General features: G+C 66.5%; 25 protein-coding genes. 15 read left to right on the top strand and 10 right to left on the bottom strand.

Features of this window, described 5'->3' with window-relative positions; translation table 11 throughout:
• Nucleotides 1-7 precede the first annotated feature (7 nt).
• From ABV518_RS15970 to ABV518_RS15960, 3 genes are all read left to right on the top strand, one after another.
• Nucleotides 8-367 (top strand): non-heme iron oxygenase ferredoxin subunit, encoded by a 360-nt coding sequence (locus ABV518_RS15970; protein WP_131132950.1) that lies wholly within the window; start codon nt 8-10, stop codon nt 365-367.
• 102 nt (nt 368-469) lie between these two features.
• Nucleotides 470-1,258 (top strand): Fe-S cluster assembly ATPase SufC, encoded by a 789-nt coding sequence (gene sufC / locus ABV518_RS15965; protein ID WP_131132951.1) that lies wholly within the window; start codon nt 470-472, stop codon nt 1,256-1,258.
• 12 nt (nt 1,259-1,270) lie between these two features.
• Nucleotides 1,271-1,603 (top strand): metal-sulfur cluster assembly factor, encoded by a 333-nt coding sequence (locus ABV518_RS15960; protein ID WP_131132952.1) that lies wholly within the window; start codon nt 1,271-1,273, stop codon nt 1,601-1,603.
• 139 nt (nt 1,604-1,742) lie between these two features.
• On the opposite strand, the gene ABV518_RS15955 is transcribed toward ABV518_RS15960, so the two are convergent.
• On the bottom strand, nt 1,743-2,621 hold the full coding sequence (locus ABV518_RS15955; RefSeq protein ID WP_367768524.1) for a neutral zinc metallopeptidase: 879 nt from the start codon (nt 2,619-2,621) through the stop codon (nt 1,743-1,745).
• Between the two features lie 60 nt (nt 2,622-2,681).
• Between ABV518_RS15955 and ABV518_RS15950 the strand changes: the two genes are divergently transcribed.
• Nucleotides 2,682-4,085 (top strand): class I adenylate-forming enzyme family protein, encoded by a 1,404-nt coding sequence (locus ABV518_RS15950; protein ID WP_367768522.1) that lies wholly within the window; start codon nt 2,682-2,684, stop codon nt 4,083-4,085.
• Between the two features lie 5 nt (nt 4,086-4,090).
• A complete protein-coding gene (locus ABV518_RS15945; protein WP_367768519.1) occupies nt 4,091-5,287 on the top strand; it encodes a thiolase family protein in 1,197 nt (398 codons plus the stop codon).
• Between the two features lie 18 nt (nt 5,288-5,305).
• Here the strand turns inward: ABV518_RS15945 and ABV518_RS15940 are convergent, their stop codons facing one another.
• The 3 genes from ABV518_RS15940 to ABV518_RS15930 are packed head-to-tail and all read right to left on the bottom strand — an operon-like array spanning nt 5,306 to nt 7,274.
• Complete coding sequence (locus ABV518_RS15940; RefSeq protein WP_367768516.1) at nt 5,306-5,929, bottom strand: energy-coupling factor transporter transmembrane protein EcfT; 624 nt, start codon at nt 5,927-5,929, stop codon at nt 5,306-5,308.
• Nucleotides 5,926-6,639, bottom strand: coding sequence for an energy-coupling factor ABC transporter ATP-binding protein (locus ABV518_RS15935; protein ID WP_367768514.1), 714 nt, complete (start codon nt 6,637-6,639; stop codon nt 5,926-5,928). The genes ABV518_RS15940 and ABV518_RS15935 overlap by 4 nt, the downstream gene beginning before the upstream one ends.
• Nucleotides 6,640-6,644: 5 nt before the next feature.
• A complete protein-coding gene (locus tag ABV518_RS15930; RefSeq protein WP_367768511.1) occupies nt 6,645-7,274 on the bottom strand; it encodes a biotin transporter BioY in 630 nt (209 codons plus the stop codon).
• Between the two features lie 300 nt (nt 7,275-7,574).
• On the opposite strand from ABV518_RS15930, the gene ABV518_RS15925 reads away from it, so the two are divergent.
• Nucleotides 7,575-9,173: an ABC-F family ATP-binding cassette domain-containing protein gene (locus ABV518_RS15925; protein WP_367768509.1), complete on the top strand. Its 1,599-nt coding sequence runs from the start codon at nt 7,575-7,577 to the stop codon at nt 9,171-9,173.
• Between the two features lie 576 nt (nt 9,174-9,749).
• On the opposite strand, the gene ABV518_RS15920 is transcribed toward ABV518_RS15925, so the two are convergent.
• Genes ABV518_RS15920 through ABV518_RS15910 form a run of 3 tightly spaced genes read right to left on the bottom strand, consistent with a single transcriptional unit; the run spans nt 9,750 to nt 11,347 of the window.
• Complete coding sequence (locus ABV518_RS15920; protein ID WP_367768507.1) at nt 9,750-10,637, bottom strand: SURF1 family protein; 888 nt, start codon at nt 10,635-10,637, stop codon at nt 9,750-9,752.
• Complete coding sequence (locus tag ABV518_RS15915) at nt 10,638-10,913, bottom strand: hypothetical protein (RefSeq protein ID WP_367768505.1); 276 nt, start codon at nt 10,911-10,913, stop codon at nt 10,638-10,640.
• The gene (locus tag ABV518_RS15910; RefSeq protein WP_367768501.1) at nt 10,910-11,347 is read right to left on the bottom strand and encodes a DUF3099 domain-containing protein; all 438 of its coding nucleotides are present in this window, start codon (nt 11,345-11,347) and stop codon (nt 10,910-10,912) included. The genes ABV518_RS15915 and ABV518_RS15910 overlap by 4 nt, the downstream gene beginning before the upstream one ends.
• A gap of 142 nt (nt 11,348-11,489) precedes the next feature.
• Here ABV518_RS15910 and fabG point away from each other — a divergent pair, with 142 nt between their 5' ends.
• The 3 genes from fabG to ABV518_RS15895 all read left to right on the top strand — a co-directional run bounded on the left by fabG (nt 11,490) and on the right by ABV518_RS15895 (nt 14,159).
• Nucleotides 11,490-12,215: a 3-oxoacyl-ACP reductase FabG gene (fabG, locus tag ABV518_RS15905; RefSeq protein ID WP_367768498.1), complete on the top strand. Its 726-nt coding sequence runs from the start codon at nt 11,490-11,492 to the stop codon at nt 12,213-12,215.
• A gap of 178 nt (nt 12,216-12,393) precedes the next feature.
• A complete protein-coding gene (locus ABV518_RS15900) occupies nt 12,394-13,146 on the top strand; it encodes an SDR family oxidoreductase (RefSeq protein WP_367768495.1) in 753 nt (250 codons plus the stop codon).
• Between the two features lie 167 nt (nt 13,147-13,313).
• Nucleotides 13,314-14,159: a VOC family protein gene (locus ABV518_RS15895; protein ID WP_367768493.1), complete on the top strand. Its 846-nt coding sequence runs from the start codon at nt 13,314-13,316 to the stop codon at nt 14,157-14,159.
• Between the two features lie 45 nt (nt 14,160-14,204).
• Here ABV518_RS15895 and serB read toward each other — a convergent pair whose 3' ends face one another.
• Nucleotides 14,205-15,098: a phosphoserine phosphatase SerB gene (gene serB / locus ABV518_RS15890; protein ID WP_367768490.1), complete on the bottom strand. Its 894-nt coding sequence runs from the start codon at nt 15,096-15,098 to the stop codon at nt 14,205-14,207.
• 133 nt (nt 15,099-15,231) lie between these two features.
• On the opposite strand from serB, the gene ABV518_RS15885 reads away from it, so the two are divergent.
• From ABV518_RS15885 to ABV518_RS15865, 5 genes are all read left to right on the top strand, one after another.
• Complete coding sequence (locus ABV518_RS15885; RefSeq protein WP_367768487.1) at nt 15,232-16,017, top strand: ABC transporter ATP-binding protein; 786 nt, start codon at nt 15,232-15,234, stop codon at nt 16,015-16,017.
• Nucleotides 16,018-16,035: 18 nt separating this feature from the next.
• The gene (locus tag ABV518_RS15880) at nt 16,036-16,821 is read left to right on the top strand and encodes a sulfite exporter TauE/SafE family protein (RefSeq protein WP_367768484.1); all 786 of its coding nucleotides are present in this window, start codon (nt 16,036-16,038) and stop codon (nt 16,819-16,821) included.
• Between the two features lie 7 nt (nt 16,822-16,828).
• Nucleotides 16,829-17,638: a TrmH family RNA methyltransferase gene (locus tag ABV518_RS15875; protein WP_367768481.1), complete on the top strand. Its 810-nt coding sequence runs from the start codon at nt 16,829-16,831 to the stop codon at nt 17,636-17,638.
• Between the two features lie 151 nt (nt 17,639-17,789).
• Complete coding sequence (locus tag ABV518_RS15870) at nt 17,790-18,047, top strand: type B 50S ribosomal protein L31 (RefSeq protein ID WP_028267311.1); 258 nt, start codon at nt 17,790-17,792, stop codon at nt 18,045-18,047.
• A gap of 99 nt (nt 18,048-18,146) precedes the next feature.
• On the top strand, nt 18,147-19,235 hold the full coding sequence (locus ABV518_RS15865; protein ID WP_367768477.1) for a biotin/lipoate A/B protein ligase family protein: 1,089 nt from the start codon (nt 18,147-18,149) through the stop codon (nt 19,233-19,235).
• 6 nt (nt 19,236-19,241) lie between these two features.
• Here ABV518_RS15865 and pepN read toward each other — a convergent pair whose 3' ends face one another.
• Together pepN and ABV518_RS15855 are read right to left on the bottom strand one after the other, a co-directional pair.
• On the bottom strand, nt 19,242-21,848 hold the full coding sequence (gene pepN, locus ABV518_RS15860) for an aminopeptidase N (RefSeq protein ID WP_367768473.1): 2,607 nt from the start codon (nt 21,846-21,848) through the stop codon (nt 19,242-19,244).
• A gap of 75 nt (nt 21,849-21,923) precedes the next feature.
• The gene (locus ABV518_RS15855; protein ID WP_367768469.1) at nt 21,924-22,973 is read right to left on the bottom strand and encodes a YeiH family protein; all 1,050 of its coding nucleotides are present in this window, start codon (nt 22,971-22,973) and stop codon (nt 21,924-21,926) included.
• Between the two features lie 113 nt (nt 22,974-23,086).
• On the opposite strand from ABV518_RS15855, the gene ABV518_RS15850 reads away from it, so the two are divergent.
• Nucleotides 23,087-24,643: a circularly permuted type 2 ATP-grasp protein gene (locus ABV518_RS15850; protein WP_131132971.1), complete on the top strand. Its 1,557-nt coding sequence runs from the start codon at nt 23,087-23,089 to the stop codon at nt 24,641-24,643.
• Nucleotides 24,644-24,706: the final 63 nt, after the last annotated feature.

Below are 24,706 nucleotides of genomic sequence, written 5' to 3'. Positions count from 1 at the left end.
AGCACAGATGACTGAACAGCCAAAGGGCGAGCTTGTCTGCAAGACGGATGAAATCCAGCTCAAGCAGGCGCTCCGGATCCTGATCGATGACTACCCGGTAGCCATCGTGAAGGATTCCATGGGCGAAATCCACGCCATCGGAGACACCTGCTCGCACGCGGACATCTCACTGTCCGAGGGTGAAGTGGAGGGGTGCATGATCGAGTGCTGGGGGCACGGCTCCCAGTTCGACCTGCGCAGCGGCGAGCCGCTTCAGCTGCCCGCCTACGATCCCGTTCCGGTGTTCGCCGTCGAGATCCTCGGAGACGAGGTCTACGTGGACTTCACGAACGTCCTCAACGGTGCGGAAGCCCCGAACTTCAGCTAGCAGCATCACCCCGGCGCCAGCCGGACACAGCAACAGAACCAAAAACTTCCAGACAAAGACCGCACCGCCGCCGAGGGCACGGTGCAGAGGAGAACAAGACCTATGTCTACTCTTGAGATCAAGGACCTGCACGTCAGCATTGACACGGAGCAGGGCACCAAGGAGATCCTGAAGGGCGTCAGCCTGACCATCAAGACCGGCCAGACCCACGCCATCATGGGCCCCAACGGATCCGGCAAGTCCACCCTGGCGTCCACCATCGCCGGGCACCCGCGCTACAACGTCACGTCCGGCTCCATCACGCTCGACGGCGAAGACGTCCTGGCGATGAGCGTTGACCAGCGCGCCCGCGCCGGCGTTTTCCTGGCCATGCAGTACCCCGTGGAGGTCCCCGGTGTCTCCATGACCAACTTCCTGCGGACCGCCAAGACCGCCATCGACGGCGAAGCACCCAAGCTGCGCACGTGGACCAAGGAAGTCAAGGACGCCATGCAGAAGCTGCGCATCGACGCCGACTTCGCCCAGCGCAACGTCAACGAAGGCTTCTCCGGCGGCGAGAAGAAACGCGTGGAGATCCTCCAGCTGGAACTCTTCAAGCCGAAGTTCGCCATCCTCGACGAGACCGACTCCGGCCTGGACGTCGACGCCCTGAAGGTTGTCTCCGAGGGCGTCAACCGCGCCCACGCCGAAGGCAACATGGGCACGCTCCTCATCACGCACTACACCCGCATCCTGCGCTACATCAAGCCTGACTTCGTCCACGTGTTCGTTGACGGCCAGGTTGTTGAAGAGGGCGGCCCGGAGCTGGCCGACCGCCTCGAAGAAGAAGGCTACGACCGTTACGCCACGGGCGCCGGCGCAGCCACCATCGCCGCCGCAGCACAGGCCTAGTAAGGACTTGCCATGACCGAAACCAATACGGCCCGCACGGCCCTGGAGGATGTCGAAGAGGCGCTCAAGGACGTCATCGACCCGGAGCTCGGCGTGAACATCGTTGACCTCGGGCTGCTGTACGGTCTGAAGTACTCCGACGACGACGGCGCGCTGCTGATCGACATGACGCTCACCACGGCCGCCTGCCCGCTCACCGATGTCATCGAGGAGCAGGTGGGGAAGGCCCTGGACGGCATCGTTGATGACTGGCGCCTGAACTGGGTCTGGATGCCGCCATGGGGTCCGGAGCGGATCACGGACGACGGCAAGGACCAGATGCGGGCCCTCGGCTTCAACATCTAGAACTGCAAGAAGTACGACGCCGGCCGGTTACCTTCATCGCTAAGGTAACCGGCCGTCGTCGTTCCCTGCCAGCCCCCTAGCCTCGCAAGCTCGGCCAGGGAACCCTGCCGGAGTGGGCCCACCCAGCGGAGTGAAGCCCCTAAAGGGTGGCTGCCGCGAATGTGTCGCACTGGTTGATGTCGCCGGTCTGGTAGCCGGTGTAGAACCACTTCTGCCGCTGCTCACTGGACCCGTGCGTCCACGCTTCCGGCGATACCTGGCCGGTGGCGGCCTCCTGGATCCGGTCATCGCCCACTGCCGAGGCGGCGGACAGCGCGTCGTTCAGGTCCTGCTGGGTGATCGGTTCAAGGAACGGCTGGCCGTCGGGGCCAGGCTGGGTTGAGGCGTGCTTTACCCAGAGGCCGGCGTAGCAGTCAGCCTGCAGCTCCGTTCTGACGGCACCGGACTCCGGCCCCTGCGGATCCTGCTGGGCACGGTCAAGATACCCCAGTACGTTCTGGATGTGGTGGCCGAATTCGTGAGCCACCACGTACTCCTGCGCCAGCGGACCGCCGGAGGAGCCGAACCGGTCCACAAGCTCCTGGAAAAAGCCGGGATCGAAATAGGCAGTGGTGTCGGTGGGGCAGTAGAACGGGCCCACCGCGCTCGAGGCATTCCCGCAGCCGGTGCTGACGCCGTCGGCGAAGATGACTGTCTCCGGCTGGGGATACTGCACGCCGTAGTCCGTCAGGTAGGCAGGCCAGAAGGCATTGAGGCTGTTCACTGTGCCGGTAATCCGGCAGTCCAGCCGGGCGTCGGCGTCGGCGCCTGTCTCGCAGGCAGGTGCGGTGCCTTGGCTTTGCGGCTCCTGCCCCGCGCCGGTGAGGCCCTCGAGCAACTGGGGGTTGACGCCCAGCAGGGCGGCAATAAGCAGGATCAGCCCGCCGCCGATCCCGCCGCCAATAAGACCGCCGCGGCCTCCGCCGCGGCGGTCCTGCACCTGGGAGGGATCCAGCTGGACGTTGTCATTGAAGCTCATAGAGTCACAATAGACCCCGCAGGCAGAGCCAACGAGTGCCCTGCCGGTAAAGTTGGGTCGATGCCTTTTCTTGATCGAATCCAGCGCTGGGCCGATGACCGCCCGCACGACACCGCCGTCGTTGTGGCCGGCCGGCGCCTGAGCTGGGCTGAACTCCGCGACTCCGCAACGGCCGCCGTGTCCGACGCCAAAGCTGTCACTGTCCTGGCGGAAAGCAACTCTGTTGACTTCGCTGTCCGGTTTGCCGCGGCAGTGGCCGGGGAGCGCCAGTGCGCCGTCCTGGACCCGACGTGGCCGGCACAACTGCAGCAGGAAATCCGCCAGCGGCTGGACGGGTCAGCCCAACCCGGCGACGTGGCCGCGGACGACACCCTGGCCGACGGTCCGCCCGAAACCACGTTCCTGGTCGGCCTGACCTCCGGCACCACCTCGGTACCTAAGGCGTTCACCCGTTCGAGGCAGTCCTGGCGGAAGTCCTTCGACGCCTCCATCGAATTCTTTGGGCTCCGGCCGGACGATGTGACCCTGGCCCCGGGCCCCCTGGCCGCGAGCCTGAACCTCTATGCCCTGGCGGAGTGCCTCTACGCAGGCTCCGAGTTCCAGACACTGGAGACTTTCGACGTCGGCGACGTCCACGCTGCCATCACGCACGACGGCGTGACGCGCCTGGTTCTGGTCCCCACCATGCTGCGGCTGCTCAGTGAGCGCGGCCTCACCGGCTGCGTCGACGCAGCCGGGGTGCGCACCATCATCTGCGCCGGCTCAAAACTCGATGCCCGCACCCTTGAAGCCGCCCGCCGCTGGGCTCCTAACGCCACGATTTTCGAGTATTACGGTGCCTCCGAACTGAGCTTCGTCTCGGGCGCCGGCCTCCCGGCCGGGGAGCTCGACGCCGGCGGCACAGGAATCGGCCGCGCGTTTCCGGGCGTGGAGGTCCGGATCCTTGACGACGACGGAACCCTGCTCCCGGACGGCGAGGCCGGAAATATCTGTGTCCGCAGCGGCATGGTCAGCAACGGCTACCTGTGGGGCGACGACGGCGAGGCGCTTCGTTCCTTCGACGGCTGGTTCACAGTGGGGGACCAGGGCTACCTGGCAGAGGATGGGCTGCACATCCTGGGCCGGCGGGCCGACATGATCCTCACCTCCGGGAAGAACGTCTACCCGCATGAAGTGGAACTCGCGCTGGCGTCCGTTCCCGGCGTCGCGGCGGCCATCGCGGCCGGGATGCCCGACGATCTCAGGGGCCAGCGCGTCGTTGCAGGCGTGGTCACGGCGCACGGCGGAATTTCCGCCAACCAGCTCAAAGCCGGCCTCGAAAACATCCTGGCGCGCGACAAGCGCCCGCTGCAGTACTTCGCCCTCTCCGAGCTTCCCACCACGGACCGCGGCAAGGTGAGCCGGAACATGCTCCTTGAGTGGATCGGGTCCCATGACCAGCGGGTCCGCCCACTTGGACACTGAAACCCGTGGACACTGATCCCCCGGCCGCTGAGCCGCTGCCTGCCGACCGGCAGCCCGTAATCATCGCCGCCCGGCGGACCCCGGTGTGCCGCTCCAACGGCGCTTTGAAGGACCTGCGTGCCCACCAGCTGCTCGCCCCTGTCCTGAGGCAGCTTCTCGCCGAGAGCCACGTCTCCCCGGACGGCGTGGCAGACGTGGTGATCGGCAATGCCGTGGGCGGAGGCGGCAATGTGGCCCGGTTTGCCCTGCTGGAGGCCAGCCTTCCCGTCAGCGTGCCCGGCCTGACAGTGGACCGCCAATGCGGCTCCGGCCTGGACGCCATTGTCATGGCCGCCAGGCTGGTGGCCGCCGGCGGGAATCCTGTCTATCTCGCCGGGGGAGTGGAGAGCATCAGCACCGCGCCGCTGCGGGCATACCGGAACGACGACGGCGAACCGGACTTCTTCTCCAGGGCCCGGTTTGTGCCGCCCAGCTTCGGAGACCCGGACATGGGTGTGGCCGCCGAGAACGTTGCCGCCCGGTTCGCCGTCGGCCGGGACCGGCAGGATGCCTTTGCGTTGGCCAGCCATCAGCGCGCCGTCATTGCGGCCCGGGACGGTCTCTTCGAAGGCGAGATCACTCCGCTGGAGACAGCTTCCGGAACCGTCAGCAAGGATGACGGCCCGCGCCCGGGACTCAACGCAGCCGTCCTCAAGCGCTTCCCGCCTGCCTTTGTTAGAGGGGGAACGGTCACCGCCGGAAACTCATGCTTCGACGCCGACGCCGCCTCCGCCGTCGTCATCACTTCCCTGCAGCGCGCCCGCGAACTGGGGGCAGCCGACGGGCTCCTGGTCCTGGCGACGGAGACGGCCGGAGTGGATCCGGAACTGCTGGGGATCGGCGCTGCCGTTGCGGCTGAAAGACTGCTGGCGGGCGCGGGCATCACTGCTGCCAGCGTGGGGCTCGTGGAATTCAACGAGGCCTTCGCGGCCCAGGCCCTCGCGTGCCTGGACCACCTGGGAATTGACCCGTACCGGGCGAATGCCGACGGCGGCGCCCTGGCGCTGGGTCACGCCTACGGGGCGTCCGGGGCCGTGCTGGTAGCACGGCTGCTGGCCCAGGCCCGCGCCTCAGGCAAAGAGGGCCAGCTGGCGCTGGCGCTGATCAGTATCGCGGGCGGAATGGGAACCGCGGCGCTGCTGCGGTACGAAACCATCAGCTAGGCAGCAGTAACCGTGCCGTCAGTCGTCGGCGTCGCCGAGTCCGCGGGCGGCCAGCGCCTCACCGGTCTGCCGGGCAAAGGCCACAGTGGTGATAAAGACAGGCAGAACCAGCGCGCGCGGGTTCCGTTCCAGTCCCCGCGCCCGGGCTGAATCGCGGACGTCCGCGAAGGCGCCGGCAATGTACGGAATGCTACGCAGCATCACGGCGATGGTCAGTGCGAAGCGTTCCGGATCCGCGCCAAAACGCCGGAAAGGCGTAGCCAGCGACACCACGCCGTCCAGCAACCGCTGCATGGGCGTGGTGGCCGTCAGCAGGGAGGCCGCCACGATGCAAACCAGGATGTTCAGGACGATCCGGGCCGCGGTGGGACCGCCGAGCTGCCACCACTGGAACAGCCCGATCACGGGCAGGACGAGCAGCAGCGGACGGATGGCCCCGAAGAGCCGGCGCGGTCCGGCCCCGGCGAGGAGGTACAGCCCGCACATCACGGCGAGGACTGCGGCGGACACCAGCCAGTCCACGATCAGGAAGGACGCCAGGCCGCAGCCAAACACCAGCAGGAACTTCACGACCAGCGGGCAGCGGTGGATGACCGAACGGCCGGGGACATAGTTCGCCAGGAGGAAGCCGTGCCCCCTCACGGTGCTGCCAGGCCTTCGGCGCAGAGCGTTCGGTACCTCTCCACAGCTTCGGCCGGGTCGCCGTCGAATAGCACGTGTCCGGCCTCGATCACCAGGACGCGGTCCATGTCCAGGGCCAGCTCAAGATCGTGCGTTGACATCAGGATCTGCTGCTCCAGGCCGGCCAGTGTGCGGCGCAGGAGTTCGCGGTTCCGCAGGTCCAGCAGGGTGGACGGCTCATCCAGCACCAGCACCGAGGGGTTCACCGCCAGGACGGCGGCCAACGCCATCAGCTGGCGTTCCCCGCCCGAAAGTTCATAGATGCTCTGGTCAGCGAGGCCCAGCAGCCCGAACCGCTCCAGCGCGGCCTCCGCCAGGCGCCGCCGTTCAGCTCCATTGCGGACGGAGCGGCGGAGCGAGAGTTCAACATCTTCACGTCCTGTGGGCATCACCAGCTGGGACAGCGGATCGGTGAAGACAAAGCCGACGTTCCGCCGGACCGCCCGGACGGCCCGGACGGTGTCGTCGCCGTCCACCGCCACGGTGCCGGAGCTCGGCTGGACCAGGCCGTTGACCAGGCGCAGCAGCGTTGACTTGCCGGATCCGTTGGCCCCGATCACGCCGATGCGCCGTTCGGTCAGCTCCAGCGTGACGCCGTGGAGCAGCGTCTTGGGCTCCGGATGGTTGTCAACGTCTACTGCGACGGCGGCCTGGCGGAAGGAAATTGCCATGGCGGTTAGCGGTTGATCCGCTTCACGCGGCGGACCAGCACGTCGGGGAAGGCGCGGTGCAGGGCCACGGCAATCCCGGCCGCCAGGATGTTCTTGATCACGTCTCCGGGGTAGAAGACAAGGTCGGCCATGAAGGCCTGGCCCAACCCGGTCTTGGTGTTGATCACGATGCCGGCGATGCCCAGGGAGTGCACCACCAGGATGCTGGTCACCGTGGCAGCCAGGAAGAACCACAGCGCCCGGGCCCGTGTGGTGCGGCGGATGACCACGGTGGCGAGCCAGCCGACCAGTGCCGCGGCAATGGGGAAAGCGATGATGTAGCCGGCTGACGGCCCGGCCAGGATGCCCAGGCCGCTGCGGCCCTGGCTGAAGATCGGCAGGCCGGCCAGCCCTAGAAGCGTGTAAAGCCCGACGGCGGCGAAGCCTCGCGTGGGGCCCAGCATCAGTCCGGTGAGCATCACCGCGAGGGTCTGGAAGGTAATGGGGATGCCGAAGACGTTCGCCGCAATCCCGGGAACAAGGGCGGAACCGGCAACAAGCGCGGCGAAGACGGCGATCAGGCCAAGGTCGGTGGCGTTCCAGCGGCGGCGGTCGGGGGAGGCGGCGCCGTTGACGGCAGTGTCAGTCTGGCTCATGGAAATCCTGTCGGGGTTGTACAAGCAAAGCATGGGGGTGTTTCTGACGTTACCTGCCGCCGTCGGACTCCATTTTGTAGGGGATCCACTAAACGGAGGCCCGCGTTTGTGGTGGCACGGCACAATGGTCCGTGCCTGGCCTGCCACAGCGCGTCCGCAGAACTGCCGAATGCCGCGGTTACGGGGTGAAGCTTCGGCCGGTAGACTTGTATAGGCCGTTCTCCGGCCTCTCTGCCCGGTTCCTGCCAGACTTCATCCGTTGGGCTGCGGCGTTCCCTGTTGTGAAAGGCCTTACCTGCTGTGATTACTGTCCAGGATCTTGAACTGCGCGCCGGCGCCCGGCTCCTTATGGACCAGGTGAGCTTCCGCATCGACAAGGGAGACAAAATCGGCCTGGTAGGCCGGAACGGTGCAGGCAAGACCACCCTCACACGTGTCCTGGCCGGCGAGGGCCTGCCGGCAGCGGGCAAGGTGTCCCGCACCGGCGAGATCGGCTACCTGCCCCAGGACCCGCGCACCCCGGACATGGAGCAGCTCGCGCGCGACCGGATCCTGTCCGTCCGTGGTCTGGACATCGCCGTCGGCAAGCTCCGCGTGGCCCACGAAGAGATGGCCAGCGAGGACGCCAACATCCAGCGCAAGGCAATGAACCGCTATGACCGGCTGGAATCGGAATTCCTGGCCGCCGGCGGCTACGCGGCCGAGGCCGAGGCCGCTGCGATCTGCTCCAACCTCGCCCTGCCGGACCGGCTGCTGAACCAGCCGCTCAAGACACTCTCCGGTGGCCAGCGTCGCCGCGTGGAGCTGGCGCGCATCCTGTACTCGGATGCCGAGACCATGCTCCTCGATGAGCCCACCAACCACCTCGACGCCGATTCCATCGCCTGGCTGCGTGACTTCCTGAAAAACCACCAGGGCGGCCTGATCGTGATCAGCCACGACACGGAACTGCTCGAGGCCACCGTTAACAAGGTGTTCCTGCTGGACGCCAACCGCGCCCAGATCGACTTCTACAACATGGACTGGAAGCGCTACCTCACCCAGCGCGAGACAGACGAACGCGCCCGCAAGCGCGAACGCGCCAACGCTGAAAAGAAGGCCCAGGTCCTCTTCGACCAGGCCAACAAGATGCGCGCCAAGGCCACCAAGGCCGTTGCCGCGCAGAACATGGCCAAGCGCGCCGAACGCCTGCTCAGCGGGCTGGAGGCCGTCCGCGAAAACGACCGCGTGGCAGCCCTCCGGTTCCCTGACCCGTCGCCCTGCGGCAGGACCCCGCTTACCGCCGAAGGCCTCAGCAAGTCCTACGGTTCCCTGGAGATCTTCACGGACGTCGACCTGGCCATCGACCGCGGTTCCAAGGTGGTCATCCTGGGGCTCAACGGCGCCGGCAAGACCACCCTGCTGCGGATGCTCGCAGGCGTGGACAAGCCGGATACCGGCGACGTCATTGCCGGGCACGGCCTGAAGGTTGGCTACTACGCCCAGGAACACGAAACGCTCGACGTCGACCGCACCGTCCTCGAGAACATGCGCTCCTCCGCGCCGGACATGAAGGACGCCGAAGTCCGCGGCATCCTCGGCTCGTTTCTCTTCTCGGGTGACGACGTCGACAAGCCCGCCGGCGTGCTCTCCGGCGGTGAAAAAACCCGCCTGGCCCTGGCCACCATCGTCGCCTCCAGCGCCAACGTGCTCCTCCTCGACGAGCCCACCAACAACCTGGACCCCGCCAGCCGCGCCGAAATCCTCGGTGCCCTGCGGAACTACTCCGGCGCCGTCGTCCTGGTCAGCCACGACGAAGGGGCAGTCGAAGCACTGAATCCTGAGCGGGTTGTGCTCCTGCCCGACGGCATTGAGGACCACTGGAACGAAGACTACCTGGACCTGATTACGCTGGCTTAGTTCTGGCCCACAGTCCGTCCGGGGGCGCCTTCGCGCCCCCGGCCGCGTAATTTGCCGCGTGCTCGCTCGTTCCGTGGTTGCGTACGCTCCGCAGCGCGCGTGATTTCCCGCGTGCTGGCTCGTCCCTCGCCTCTGACGCACGCTACATAAATCACACGCACTACTGCGCTCGTGCGCCCGTCACCTTCAGCGTTGGTTCCGTTGTCAGTGGACCCTCAGATCTCGGTCCGCGCGGGCATACCTGATACTGTCCTGATTCTCCTGAGGTGGACTACCGGGGCGGCCCGGCGCATCTTTCCTGGTCCCAACCCTCCGCGGACAGAAGCCAAGCTGGCTCAGTTCGCCAGTCCCGCCGTCGTGCTTTCACCTCCGGAGCCTTAGGCACTCGCGGAGCGGCGTGGGTGATTTATGTAGCGTGCCTGAGGCGTGGGCCCACGCCGTCCGGGTTCCCTGGCCGAGCTTGCGAGGTTAGGGGGACGGTGGGGTGAACGAACCAGCACGCGGGAAATCACGCACGGTGCGGAGCGACGGCGACCGACAATGCGATCGCAACCGACGGCGCGGAACCGGACTCCGTCAGTAGCCCTGGGCATCGAGGAGGGCGTCTTCTTCTTCCTCGGCCGTCGGATGCTTGCGTTTGCGCGGGGCCGGCGTTCGACGGCGGGCTGCCGCTGCGGCCGAGTGGACCGGGCTGCCTGAATCGCTGGCGCCGTCTTCCTCTGCGTCCTCGGCGTCGATCGCGGCGTTCCGGGCCTGCTGGCGGGCGGCGTAGCCGAAGCCCACGAACATGAGCACGCCGAAGGCAAACCATTGCAGGGAGTAGGACAGGTGCGTGCCTTCCTCCGTGGCTGGCATGGGGAACGGGAAGGGCTTCTCTGCTGCGGCAGGCGTCTCCGACGCGAGCTGGCCGTACGCTCCCGTCAGCACAGGGTAGCCGAGCTCCGCTGCGTAGACGGGCAGGTCAATGGACGCTAACTGGCCGTCAGGGGCGCCGCGCTGCAGCGTCGGTTCGCCGGCCTTCAGGCGGACGACGGCGGTCACGTCACCCGCGGGCGGGGCCGGGATCGAGTCCGGGCGGCCCGGATTGTTGTTGCCAATGGGCAGCCATCCGCGGTCGATCACCACAGTCTCGCCTGACTCCAGTTTGAACGGCACCACCACTTCGTAGCCGGGCTGCCCGTTGAGTGGCCTGTTACGCACAATCCGCTGGCCGGCTGCGTCGTAGGAGCCTTTGAGTTCAACCTGCGTCCATTCCTTCTCGGGCTCCAGGTTGTTGAACTCATCTTTGACCGAAGCGAACGGGACTGGCGTGGCCGAGTAGTTGGTGACGACCCGGTTGATTTCCGCGAGCGTTTCGGCGCGGCGGTCCATCTGCCAGCGGCCCAGGAAAACACACGCCGTGGCAAAGATTGCGGCCAGCAGGAGATAACCCAGCCACTTGCTGGAAAAGAGGAAGCGGTACATTCAGCCTTCCTGTCCCTGCTGTGCGGAAGCCGCCCCGGAACCGGCTTCCAGCGGCACCGTTTCCTTCCAGAGCCCGCGGGTCTGGAGGTAGTCCTCCAGCCAGTCGCGGTGGTCGCCGCAGGCCAGCCAGATCTTGCGCCGCTCGGGCGTGTGGATCTTCGGGTTGTTCCAGAGAAGCTGCCAGGAGGCCTCGGAGCGGCAGGCTTTCCGGGAGCACATGGCAGCTGTGGCCGGCGGGGGACCGGGAGTCCCTGCGGCCAGGTCGAAAATGTTCATGAAGCGCGCCGTTCCCCGCCGTGGTTTGGTTCGTCGTCGTCGTCATCTATGAGCTCACCCTGCAGGACGTCGTTGTCTGGTCCGGCTTCAGCCGGTGACCAGCTGGGTCCCTCGAGTTCGGCCAGCGGCGCAGAGTCAAGCAGGGAGTCGCTGTGGATGTCCGCCTTGTCGCTTCCGTTCGCGATGACCACCGCGATCCAGGGGAGGAAGACGGCGCCGGCAACCATCACGAGCTTCAGCCACCCGTCCACCACAAAAATGAGGATGAGGCAGACCATGCGGATTCCCATGGCCAGCGCGTACTTGATCATGCGCTGGCGCATGTCCTCGGAATGGGCAGATGCTGCGTCCGTGATGCTGTGGACCCCGGAATCGCCGGAGAACCTCTCAGGGTCTCCGGACACAGGCTGTCCGGCATGGTTTTCAAGGGTCACGGCTGATTGATCACGCTCCAAAGGCTTGCCTCAATTCTCTCACCATCGGCAGTGGCGCCCAAACGCGGGCTAAGATCGGAGGCAGCAAAATCACACCCCTTCCTACAGCGGCCCAGCGTGCCGCAGAATCCCGGAGCATTTTATGTCTGAAGCAGCTACTGCGGCCCGCAGCGTCCTCATCACCGGTGGTAACCGCGGCATTGGCCTGGCCATCGCCGAGGCTTTCCTGGCCAACGGCGACAAGGTGGCAGTGACCTACCGGAGCCCGTCTGAGCTGCCGGCCGGGATCCTTGGGGTCAAAGCCGACGTGACCGATGAAGCCTCAGTGGATGCGGCATTTGCCGAAGTGGAAGCTGCGCACGGCCCGGTGGAGGTCCTGGTTGCCAACGCGGGCATCACCAAGGACACCCTCCTGATGCGCATGAGCGAGGACGACTTCACCTCCGTGATCGACACCAACCTCACCGGCGCCTTTCGCGTCATCAAGCGCGCCTCGAAGGGCATGATCCGGATGCGCAAGGGCCGCGTAGTGCTCATTTCCTCCGTTTCGGGCCTGTACGGCGCACCGGGACAGATCAACTACTCCGCGTCCAAGGCGGGCCTGGTGGGCATCGCCCGTTCGCTGACCCGGGAACTGGGGTCACGCGGAATCACGGCCAACGTTGTGGCACCGGGGTTCATTAACACGGACATGACGGCCGAACTTCCTGAAGCCACCCAGAAGGACTATCTCTCCAGCATTCCTGCCGGCCGTTTCGCCGAGGCGTCGGAAGTGGCGAACGTGGTCCGTTGGATTTCCAGCGACGAGGCAGCCTACATTTCCGGTGCGGTCATCCCTGTTGACGGCGGACTGGGCATGGGCCACTAACCGGGAAACTCCACAGGCGATGACAGCCCAGGCTGAAGCGCCGAAGGTTTCCGGCCTGCCCCGGCACTAGCGGCGGCAGGCTTCTTTGTGGGGGTCAAACAAGCAAATACGGGGCCTGCGCTGGCATGATGGACTGCAGACCTCTAGCGATTTAGACGTTTCGAACAAAGGAGCCCATATGGGACTGCTGGACAACAAGACCGCCATCGTGACCGGATCCTCACGCGGAATCGGCGCCGAAGTGGCAAAGATCCTGGCCGGCGAGGGCGCCGCCGTCGTGGTTAACTACCGCCAGAAGGCGCCCCGCGCCAACAAGGTGGTCGCAGGAATCGAAGCCGCCGGCGGCCGTGCGACGGCCGTCGGTGCGGACCTGACCACCCTGGAAGGCGTGCAGGCCCTCGCCAGTGCAGCCATGGAAAACTTTGGATCGCTGGACGTCCTGGTGCTCAACGCTTCCGGTGGCATGGAGTCCGGTATGGAGGACGACTACGCCCTGAAGCTGAACCGGGACGCGCAGGTCAACATGGTTAACGCCGCAGTGCCGCTGATGAAGGAGGGCTCCCGCGTGGTCTTCGTGACCAGCCACCAGGCCCACTTCATCAACAGTGTTGCCACCATGCCGGAGTATGAGCCCGTGGCTCGCAGCAAGCGCGCCGGCGAGGACGCCCTCCGTGCCCTGATCCCGAACCTTGCAGAGAAGGGCATCTCGCTGGTGGTCGTTTCGGGCGACATGATCGAAGGCACCGTCACGGCGACCCTGCTGGACCGGTCAAACCCCGGCGCCATCGAGGCCCGCCGCGCCGAGGCCGGCAAGCTCTACTCCGTGGAGGAGTTCGCCGAAGTGGTGGCCGGCATGGCCACCGCCGACGTCGAATCCGGCCACACAGAGTACGCCGGCGGTGCCGACTACTTCGGCAAGGGCGCCAACTAGCGTATCCGGGCTCCCCTTTGGGTTGTCCCCGCGGCAACCCGTCACACGACAAGCTCCGGGCAGTACTCCTGCCCGGAGCTTTTGTCTGCCGCGTGGCCCGACCTGTCTGTCGGGGGCGTTGCCGGAAGGCGTTGTCTGGGAGTGCAAGGCCGCCTAGGGTCTTATGCATGGCACAGCAACCAGAGGTGACGCGCCGTACCTATCCGGCCGGTGTTCCCTGCTGGGTGGACACCCAGCAGGCCGATGTGGAGGCCGCCATGCACTTCTACGGCGGAGTCTTCGGGTGGGAGTTCGAGGACACTGCCCCGGCCGGCGGCACTGGCAGGTACGTCATAGCCACGCTCAACGGAAACGAGGCTGCCGCGATCACGGGCCCAGGAACCGGTGTTGCCGCCTGGAACACCTACGTCTCCGTCGACGAAGCGGATGCTGCCGTTCGCCACTTGCTTACTGCCGGGGCAACACTGAAGTCGGCTCCTGCCGATGTGGGGTTAGGCGGCGTGCAGGCGGTACTGGCAGATCCTGAAGGCGTCGAGTTCCGTATCTGGCAGGCGCGGGAGCGGCCTGGCGCCCAGGCGGTCAACGGTCCCGGTGGTTGGAACTTCAGTGACCTCCACACCACAGACACCGAGGCAGCAGTCGCCTTCTATACGAAGGCATTCGGCTGGCAGTTCGACAACATTGGCTTCGGTACTATGATCCGCCGCCCCGGATACGGGGACCACCTCGAAGCTACCGTCGACCCCAACATCAGGGTCCGCCAGTCCGGCGACCTGGTGCCCCGCGGGTTCGAGGACGCCGTTGCCTGGCTTGCCTCCGCGGCGCCCGGTGAGCAGCCGCAGTGGCACGTGACGTTTACCGTCGCGGACCGTGACCGTACGGCCAGGGATGCGGAGCGCCTCGGTGCCGTGATCCTGGGGCAGGACGATACCGAGTGGACACGCACCGTCCTGATAAGGGATCCCGGTGGAGCCGTATTCACCGCGAGCCAGTTCACGCCGCCGTCGGGCTGAGTGCTCGGCTGATCCGACACCGCCGACGGGAGGGAGCCCGGGGCCTCAGACGCCGGCGATGTGGCGCACGGCATCCAGGTAGGGCATGTTGACGGCGGAGTCGGCCACCGCACGGACGGCAGGCTTTGCGTTGAACGCCACTCCGATCCCGGCGGCTCCCAGCATGTCCAGGTCGTTGGCCCCGTCGCCCACGGCAATGGTGTGTTCCATGGCGATTCCTTCGGCGGCCGCCCACTCACGCAGGTATTTCTCCTTCGCGGCACGGTCAATCACGGCACCGAGAACCTTGCCGGTCAGGGCACCGTCCACGATTTCGAGCTCGTTGGCGATCCAGTAGTCCAGGCCGAGGTCCTCGGCGATCGGACGCAGGATCTGGTTGAATCCGCCGGAGACCACCGCCACCACATGTCCGGCAGCCTTGAAGGCGGCCACCAGCTCGGCGGCACCTTCACTCAGTTTCACTTCCGCCCGGACAGATTCGACGACGGCGGCCGGCAGTCCCGCGAGCACGGCCACGCGTGCGTGCAGGCTCTGCGCGAAGTCCAGTTCGCCGCGCATGGCGGCTTCGGTGACGGCGGCAACTTCCTCGCGTTTGCCGGCATAGGCGGCCAGGAGTTCAATGACTTCCTGCTGGATCAGCGTCGAGTCGACGTCCATGATCAGGAATTTCCGCTGGGCGGTGCGGAGTCCGGAGGGAACGATCGCGGTGTCCAGGCCGTCCTGCGCCGCTTCGGCTACCGCGTGGCGGAGGGCGGCGATGCCCGAATCCGTGCCGTCAGCGACGGCCAGCTCGGCGGTGTGGACCTCAAACCGGCTGTCCCCGCCGCGGGATTCGGACTGGAAAGTCGCGCCGCTTCCGGCCAGGACGGAGCGCAGCTGGTCAAGCTCGGAGGCAGTCAGTTTCGGGCCATAGCTGACCGCAGTCACGTTCGGAGTCATGGCTGCAATCTTAGCCAGCGCGGGGGTACGGCCCGAATTCATTGCGGAGGTTCAACGCCACCGGCAGTGACGCATGTCGCACGGCCCGTATCAGTTATCAGTCGGTCCCCGTTTTGTCCTAGTGTCTACTCCTATGAGTGATGTTCTGGAATTGGCTTCCGTCAGCGTTGTCCGAGGCAAGAAGACCCTGCTGGACAAGGTTGACTGGCAGGTCAACGAAGGCGAACGCTGGGTCATCCTTGGCCCCAATGGCGCAGGCAAGACGACGCTTCTCCAGATCGCCGCAGCGCGCCTGCATCCGAGCAGCGGCAAGGCCGGGATCCTCGACGAAACCCTGGGCCGCGTTGACGTCTTTGAGCTCCGTCCCCGCATCGGCCTTTCCTCCGCCGCCCTCGCCACCCAGATCCCGGAACACGAGATCGTCCTGAACGTGGTGGTCACCGCCGCGTACGGTGTGACCGGCCGTTGGCGCGAGGGTTACGAGCGTGACGACGAGCGCCGCGCCTTCCGTCTGCTGAACGCTTGGGGGATGGGGCCGCTGCTCAACCGGACCTTCGCCACGCTGTCCGAAGGTGAGCGCAAGCGCGTCCAGATCGCCCGCGCCCTCATGACGGATCCGGAGCTGCTCCTGCTGGATGAGCCCGCAGCCGGCCTGGACCTGGGCGGCCGCGAGGAACTCGTGCACAAGCTCAGTGAACTTGCGCGGGACGAAGCGGCCCCGGCCATGGTCCTGGTCACCCACCACCTTGAAGAAGTCCCGCCCGGCTTCACGCACGCCATGCTGCTGCGTGACGGCGGCGTCGTTGCTGCAGGCCCGATCGCCGACGTCCTTACCGACGAGCACCTCACCACAACCTTTGGCTTGGCCCTGGACGTGACGGAGACCGCCGGCCGCTACACCGCCACAGCCCGCCGCTAGGCCAGGGCGCCGCCCACCGTGGATCTTCTTAGCAGTATTTTTGTGTTCATCGCCGGCCTGTGGGCCGGCACCATCAACGCCGTCGTCGGCTCCGGCACCCTGGTCACCTTTCCCGTCCTGATCGCACTGGGGGTCACCCCGGTGGTGGCATCCATGAGCAACGCCATGGGCCTGGTGGCCGGCACAGCCGCCGGCGCCTGGGGCTACCGTCGTGAGCTCAAGGGGAGGGGACTTCAGCTCCTCAAGCTCCTGCCTGCGTCGCTGCTGGGCGGCATCACCGGCGCCTGGCTCCTCCTCCACCTCCCGGAGAAGGTGTTCCACTATGTGGCGCCGGTCCTCCTGGTGCTCGCCTTGCTGATGGTGGTCTTCCAGCCCCGCCTGCAGGCGTGGGTGCGCAACCGCGAGGAGAACCCGGAACACGCCGCGCGGGACAAACGGCACGGCGTACTCCTGGTGGTGCTCGTCTACCTCGCCGGTGTGTACGGCGGCTACTTCGTGGCCGCCCAGGGCATCCTGCTGGTGGGCATCCTGGGCGTTTTCCTGACCGGCACCATCCAGAACGCCAACGCCATGAAGAACATCCTGGTGCTCGGCGTGAACCTGGTGGCTGCCGTCTCCTACCTGGTGTTCGCCTTTGACCGTATCAACTGGCTGGTGGTGCTCCTGATCGCGGTCAGCTCCACCATCGGCGGACTCCTGGGCTCCAAAGTAGGCCGAAGGCTCTCACCCACCGTCCTCCGTGGTGTGATCTTTGCCCTCGGGCTGGTTGCCCTGGGCTTTATGATCGCCAATCTGCTGAAATAATCAGCCGGTGCCAATCCACTACCTCGAATCGGCCCGGGATCCCCGGGTGTCCGACTACACCCAGCTCACAGACGTCCACCTGCGAAAGCTCCGCGAACCCGCGGAGGGCATGTACATCGCCGAATCCTCGCGTGTCCTCCGCCGCGCCCTGGCCGCAGGCCACCAGCCCCGTTCGTTCTTCCTGGCCGAGAAATGGCTGGCGGACCTGCAGGATGTCCTGGACGCCCACCCGGACATCCCGGCATTCATTGGCCATGCCTCATTGCTGGAGGAGATCACCGGCTTCCACCTGCACCGCGGGGCCATGGCTGCCATGCAACGGCCGGCGCCCGTTCCCCTCGGCGAACTGCTCGCGGGCGCCCGGCGGGTCGCGGTCCTGGAGGACATCGTGGACCACACCAACGTGGGGGCGATTTTCAGGTCCGCGGCCGCCCTGGACATCGATGCCGTCCTGGTGTCGCCACGGTGCGGGGACCCGCTTTACCGGCGAAGCGTCCGCGTCAGCATGGGCACTGTTTTCCAGGTTCCGTGGGCCCGGCTCGAGTCCTGGCCGCAGGACCTTTCGCTGCTCAAGCAGCACGGCTTCACCGTGGCGGCGCTGGAGCTGACCGAGGATGCAGTGGACGTCGATCAACTCGCCGCCCGGAATCCGGACCGGCTGGCCCTGGTGCTGGGCACGGAAGGTGCAGGCATGAGCGCAGAGACACTCGCCGCCGTCGACCTTGCCGTGAAAATCCCCATGCGGGCGGGCGTTGACTCGCTGAATGTGGCCGCCGCGTCGGCAGTGGCGTTCTGGGAGCTCAGGCCCCGGGAATAAAGCCCGGCAGGCGGTTCGCGGGGACCGCGCCGATCCGCTATTATTGGTAGCTGGCCGCAATGCTGTAGCGCTTTTCACTGTTGCAGGGCGCGGCCATCCCATTCATACCTGGCAACTGGCCAAATCCAGTTGTGCGAACAAAGGTCCCATTATGAAGTCTGATATCCACCCGAAGTACGAAGCTGTTGTTTTCAACGACCTGGCTTCCGGCGTCAAGTTCCTGACCAAGTCCACCGTGTCTTCCAAGAAGACCATCGAGTGGGAAGACGGAAACACCTACCCGGTCATCGACGTCGAAATCTCCTCCGAGTCCCACCCGTTCTACACGGGCAAGCAGCGCATCATGGACTCTGCAGGCCGCGTCGAGCGCTTCAACGCTCGCTTCAAGGGCTTCGGCGGCAAGAAGTAATTCACTTCGCCCCAACGTTCTTTGGAAAAGCCCGCACCGGCAACGGTGCGGGCTTTTTTGCGTTTCGGGCACCCTGGGTGGTGAGGCAGGATGGAAGGCATGACTGACTCAGCGCTCCCTGCAGAAGACCGCCCCCGCCTCCATGGTGAGTACAAGGTCCCCGGCGGGAAGCTCGTGGTGGTGGACCTCGACGTAGCGGACGGTCTCCTCACCGACGTCTCCCTCAGCGGGGACTTCTTCCTGGAGCCCGACGAGGCGCTCCTGGACATCAACCGTGCCCTCACCGGGCTCCCGGAAACCACGACGGCGGCTGAGCTCTCCGCCGCCGTGACCGCCTCCCTGCCGCCCGGGGCCGTCCTGTTCGGCTTTTCGGCCGACGCCGTGGCGGTCACCGTACGCCGAGCCCTGGCCAAGGCGACGTCCTGGTCCGACCACCACTGGAACGTCATTGCGCCCACGGTGCTGCCCACCCGCGTCAACGTCGCCCTGGACGAGGTGCTGACCGAGGAAGTCGGCGCCGGCCGGCGGAACCCGACGCTGCGGTTCTGGGACTGGGAGGAGCCGTCCGTGGTCATCGGCAGCTTCCAGTCCGTCCGCAACGAACTGGATCCCGACGGCGTGGCCCGGCACGGCATCACCGTGGTCCGCCGGATCAGCGGCGGGGGAGCGATGTTCATGGAAGCAGGCAACTGCATCACGTACTCCCTGTACCTGCCGCAGACGCTGGTGGACGGGATCAGCTTTGCCGACTCATATGCGTTCCTGGACGCCTGGGTCATGGCAGCCCTGGAGAAGATCGGGGTCACGGCGTTTTACGTCCCCCTGAACGACATCGCCACGGACCAGGGCAAGATCGGCGGCGCCGCGCAGAAACGGCTGGCGAACGGCGGGATGCTGCACCACGTCACCATGAGCTACGACATCGACGCCGACAAGATGGTGGAGGTGCTGCGCATTGGCAAGGAAAAGCTCTCGGACAAGGGGACGCGCAGCGCCAAGAAACGTGTCGACCCGCTCCGCCGGCAGACTGGCCTGGCCCGCACGGAGATCATCGCAGCCATGATCGAAGTCTTCACCGAACGCTATGCCGCCACCCCGTCGGAACTCACGGACGCCGAACTCAGCGCCGCCCGGGAGCGGGTTGCCACGAAATTCGGCACCGCGGAGTGGCTGAACCGCGTCCCCTAAGGCGTGCTACGTCCGAGCCTGGGCGGTGAGTGCCCGGAGCAGGTGGCTGCGCTGCTCCACGATGATCCTCCGCAGCGCCCGCGGGGCGTCCGCGTTGGCTTCCAGCCAGGCATCCGTGCGGAGCACCACCGGGTGCTGCTCCGGCACGGTCCCGGCCGGGAGGTCCTGCGCCATGGGAAACAGCCCGCGGACGATCCGGCTGGCGATTTCGATGCTCCGGTTGTCCCAGACGCCGCGGAGGCACTCGAAGAAGGGCTCCACATAGGGTTCGAGGAGTTCAGCCGGGGCAGTGGTGAATCCGAGGATGGTGGCGCTCAGCAGCTGGTTGGAGAGCCCGGTCCCCTCCACGGCGGCCTTCCAGGCAGCCGCTTTGACCTCAGGATCCGGACGCGCGGCGAGGGCCGTCGCGTGGCCCGGCCGGCCTGACGCCGTGTTGTCCCTTGCCAGCTCGGCGTCCAGCTCTCCGACGGCTGCCTGGCCGTTGGCTGCCAGGGCGTGCCAGATGTTCCAGCGAAGCTCGGCGTCCACGGCGAGGCCGTCCACCTTGACAGCGCCTTCCAGCAGCCCCCGGAGCCGGGGGAGAAGCGTTGAGTCGTGGCGGCTGACCGCAGCGACGGTGCGTGCCCACGCGAGCTGCTGGTCGGAACCCGGCGCGGCCAGGCCGAGCTGGCTGTCCGCAGCCGCCAGGAATTCCCCGCGCACGGCGTCGCGCCCGGCTGCATGGGTGTAGCGTTCGACGGCGGCCTGGGCGTTGTCGAGGATGTTCAGAAGCACGCCGATCCCGGTTTCGGACGGCCCGAACGTTGTCACGGCGTCCACGTAGCGGGCGGCCGGGCTTTCCCCGTCGCGGGCAGAGTTCCAGAGCGCGGTCCAACAGAGGGCCCGGGCCATGGGGTTGGAGATCCGGTCCAGGGAGGCCAGGACTGTCGCCTCGGACGCCGGGTCCAGCCGCACTTTGGCATAGGTGAGGTCATCATCGTTGACGAGCAGGAGCGCGGGCCGCCGTTGCCCGGCCAGTTCCGGCACGTCCGTCCGCGCCCCGGCGATGTCAGCTTCGACGCTTCCGGTACGGACCAGTGCGCCGTCGGCGTCGAAGTTGTAGGAGCCCACGCGCAGCCGGTGCGGCCGCAGCACCTCGCGTCCGGTGACGGGGTCAAGCGCGTCCTGGACGATGGCAACGGTGCCGAGTTCGCCGTCGAGCGTCCCACTATCCAGGGACAGGGTGGAGATCCCGGAGGTCTGCAGCCAGGTCGCGGCCCAGCCGGCCAGGTCGCGTCCGGAGGCAGCGCTGAGGGCCTTCAGGAGGTCGGCCAGCGTGGTGTTTCCGTAGGCGTGGTCGCGGAAATATTGCCTCGAGCCGGCGATGAAGGCGTCGAAGCCCACGTACGCCACCAGCTGCTTGAGCACGGACGCGCCCTTGGCGTAGGTGATGCCGTCGAAGTTCTGCTTGGCGGCCTCGAGGTCCGGGATGTCGGCGACGATCGGGTGGGTGGTGGGCAGCTGGTCCTGGACGTAAGCCCACGCCTTGCGCTTGTTGGCGAAGTTCACCCATGCCGTATCCCAGTCCGTGGCCTGGTCCACGCCCAGGGTTCCCATGTAGTCCGCAAAGGACTCCTTGAGCCACAGGTCGTCCCACCACTGCATGGTGACGAGGTCGCCGAACCACATGTGGGCCATCTCGTGCATCAGCGTGTTCGCGCGCCCCTGGTACTGCGCGTCGGTGGCGCGGGATGTGAAAACGTAGCTTTCGGTGAAGGTGACCAGGCCCGGGTTCTCCATCGCGCCCAGGTTGTATTCCGGCACAAAGGCCTGGTCGTATTTCCCCCACGGATAGGGGTAGTCGAACAGCCGGTTGAAGAAGTCCAGGCCGCTCTTGGTGAGGCGGAACAGTACAGCGGCATCAAAGGATTCCGCAATCGAAGCCCGGCAGTACAGTGCCAGCGGCACTTCCACGGACGTGCCGTCGTCGAGCGTGGCGCTCCAGTGGTCCTGTGCGCTGAAGTAGGGCCCGGCGAGCACTGTGGTGATGTAGGTGGACATACGGCGTGTGGTGGCGAAGTCCCAGCGGCTCGTGTCCGGATCGCTGGTCAGCTGCGTCCGCGCGGCCTCCACACCGTTGGAGGCCACCTCCCAGCCCGACGGCGCCATGACGTGGAACGTGAATTCGGCCTTGAGGTCCGGCTGTTCAAAGTTGGCAAACACGCGCCGGGCATCGGCGGGCTCGTACTGCGTGTAGAGGTAGCACTGGCCGTCGGCCGGATCCACAAACCGGTGCATGCCCTCGCCGGAACGGCTGTACAGTGCGGTGCCGGTGACCGTGACCTGGTTTTCTGCCTGCAGGTTGTCCAGCCGGATCCGGGAACCCTCCACCACGTCGGCCACGGGCAGGCCTTTCCCGTTCAGGAACACGCTGTGGACCTCGGCGGCGATGAAGTCCAGGAATGTTGACTGGCCCGGCTCCGCTGCTGAGAAGTTGATGACGCTGCGGCTGGTGTAGCCCGCCACGTCCGGGTCTGCTGCCTGCCGCACATCCAGGGAGACGTCGTAGCTGTGGGTGCTGATCAGGGCTGACCGTTGAGCGGCTTCATTGCGCTGCAGATTCTCATGTGACACTCAGCTATCTAATCACGGGATTCGCCCGCCGTTCACCGCAGGAAAGCCGCCCTGCCAGCGGCCCACTTACCGCCCCTACACGGTCATGAGCAGCGCCGCCGCCAGGCCCAGCAGTGCTATCAGCAGCCAGGCCGCCAAGGCAGCGAGCAGGGCACGGCTTCCGGTGTGCAGGAGCGTGCGGATCCGGACGGCTGACCCCAGCCCGAACAGCGCCGCCCCCAGCAGGATGTCCTGGAGTGCGGCGCCGGCGTCGAGGATCCCGGGCGCCAGCCAGCCGCTGGAGCGCAGGCCAACCATGGCCACAAAGCCGAGCACAAAGAGCGGGATCACTGGAGGCAGGCGCCCCGGGTCGGGTGCTGCCTGTGATCCCGACAGAGCGGAGGCTGCTGCTTTCCCGGTGGCACTCGCCGCACTGAAGCGCTGGTGGAGGCCCGCCGCGGCAACAATGGGTGCCAGCAGCAGCACCCGGGTGAGTTTGACGACGACGGCGATCCCCAGTGCCGCCGTCCCCGCGGTCTGCGCGGTGGCGACTACCTGTCCGACGTCGTGCACGGAGGCCCCGGTCCAGGCCCCGAATGCCAGCGGAGTGAGCTGCAGAGGATGGACCAGCAGCGGCAGGACCCCGATGGCCAGGGTTCCGCACAGCGTCACGAGTGCCACGGGCAGCACTGTGTCCACGTGCCGGATCCGGCGGACGGCGGCCATGGCGCCGATGGCGGACGCTCCGCAGATGGAAAAGCCGGTGGCAATCAGGAGCGACGTCTGCGCCGGCAGCCGGAAGAGCCGGGAGATCAGGTAGGTGCCGGCGAAACTGGCCAGCACCACGCCGGCGATCAGCAGCAGTGCCAGCCAGCCCAGGCCCAGTACGTCCATGATGCTGACCTTGAGCCCCAGGAGCACGATCCCGCCCCGCATCAGGTGCTTGCCGGCGAAATCGAGTCCCGGCCTGGCGCGCCCGGCCACCCAGACAGCGGTGCCCGGAAGGTTCGCCGCGAGCAGGCCAAGGACCACGGCCAGGGTCATGGCGGGCAGGACCGGCACCAGCCGGTGGATGCCGAAGGCAGCGGCCAGCGCCAGGGCGGCAGTCAGCAGGCCCGGCAGGAGGCGGTCCTTTCCAAGTGGCACTCACCTACTTTGCCGGATGGGACACGGATTCCACGAACCGGCGGCACCGGTCCAACACGCCACAATGGATGGCAGTAATGATTTCGAAACAAAAAGATGGTTGGCTAAAGGACATGTCAGACCTATTCCAGGATTACTCCGAGGCCGCCGGGCGTACCGGCGCCTACGACGAGATGTTCGCCCCCGGCCAGGAAGCACGCGAGTCGTACGGCCAGGTGGCCGATGCCCTCCGTAAGCTCTCGCTGGCCGATGTCAGCGCCCGGGCTGACTCGATGGCGCGGACCTTCCTCGACCGCGGTGTGACGTTTGACTTTGCGGGGGAGGAGCGTCCGTTCCCCCTGGACATCGTTCCGCGCGTCATCCCCGCGGATGAGTGGACCGTGCTCGAAAGGGGCGTGGCCCAGCGGGTCAAGGCCCTGGAGGCCTTCCTCAACGATGTCTACGACAAAATGGCCGTCGTAACCGACGGCGTCATCCCGCGCCAGCTGGTCACCACCAGCGCCCACTTCCACCGCCAGGTGCAGGGCTTCGAACCTGCCGGCGGCGTCCGCGTTCACATCTCGGGCATCGATGTTGTCCGCGATGCGGCCGGCACCTTCCGCGTTTTGGAAGACAACGTCCGGGTGCCCTCCGGCGTGAGTTACGTCCTGGAGAACCGCCGCGCCATGGCCAAGGGCCTGCCCGAGGCGTTCGGACAGCAGCTCATCCGTCCCGTCGAGGAATACCCGAGGCGGCTGCTCTCGGCTCTGCGCAAGACCGCGCCGTCCGGCGTCGACGACCCCACCGTCGTTGTCCTGACCCCCGGCGTCTTCAACAGCGCCTACTTCGAACACACCCTGCTGGCCGGCCTGATGGGTGTTGAACTGGTGGAGGGCCGCGACCTCATCTGCCGCGGCAACCGCGTCTACATGCGCACCACCGCCGGCGAGCAGCGCGTGGACGTGATCTACAAGCGCATCGACGACGAATTCCTGGACCCGCTGCAGTTCCGCGCCGACTCCATGCTCGGCTGCCCGGGCCTGGTCAACGCGGCACGGGCCGGCGGCGTCACCATCGCCAACGCGGTGGGCAACGGCGTCGCGGACGACAAACTCGTGTACAGCTACGTTCCGGACCTGATCCGGTACTACCTCAGCGAGGAACCGATCATCGCGAACGTGGACACTTTCCGGCTGGAGGAAAAGGACGCCCGGGAGTACGTCCTGGACAACCTGGCCGAACTCGTGGTGAAGCCCGTGGACGGCTCCGGCGGCAAGGGCCTGGTCATCGGGCCCGACGCTTCCAACGACGAACTCGACGCGCTCCGCAAGCGCGTCATCGCGGATCCCCGCGGCTGGATCGCGCAGCCGGTGCTGCAGCTTTCCACCGTGCCCACTCTGAGCGGCGACAAGTTCGGCCCTCGCCACGTGGACCTGCGCCCGTTCGCGGTCAACGACGGCGACGACGTCTGGGTCCTCCCCGGCGGACTCACCCGGGTGGCGCTGAAGGAGGGTTCATTGATCGTGAATTCCAGCCAGGGCGGCGGTTCCAAGGACACCTGGGTGCTGGCGGACTCGCCCCAGGTTCCGGTGGAGACCATTCCCCGGCCGTCGATCGCCATCCGTGAACGCGTCTCCGTCTGGCCCGTGGAGAGCAACTGGCGCGACCGCCAGTCGGAGCAGCAGCAGTGAGCCGGGCCCCTATCCCGGCAGTAATTTCCCATCAGATTCCGGACGCGCAGGAGGTAGCCACGA

This window comes from Arthrobacter sp. HS15c (assembly GCF_040812005.1).
Classification (GTDB): Bacteria; Actinomycetota; Actinomycetes; order Actinomycetales; family Micrococcaceae; genus Arthrobacter.
This window is presented reverse-complemented; position numbering and strand designations above follow the sequence as displayed.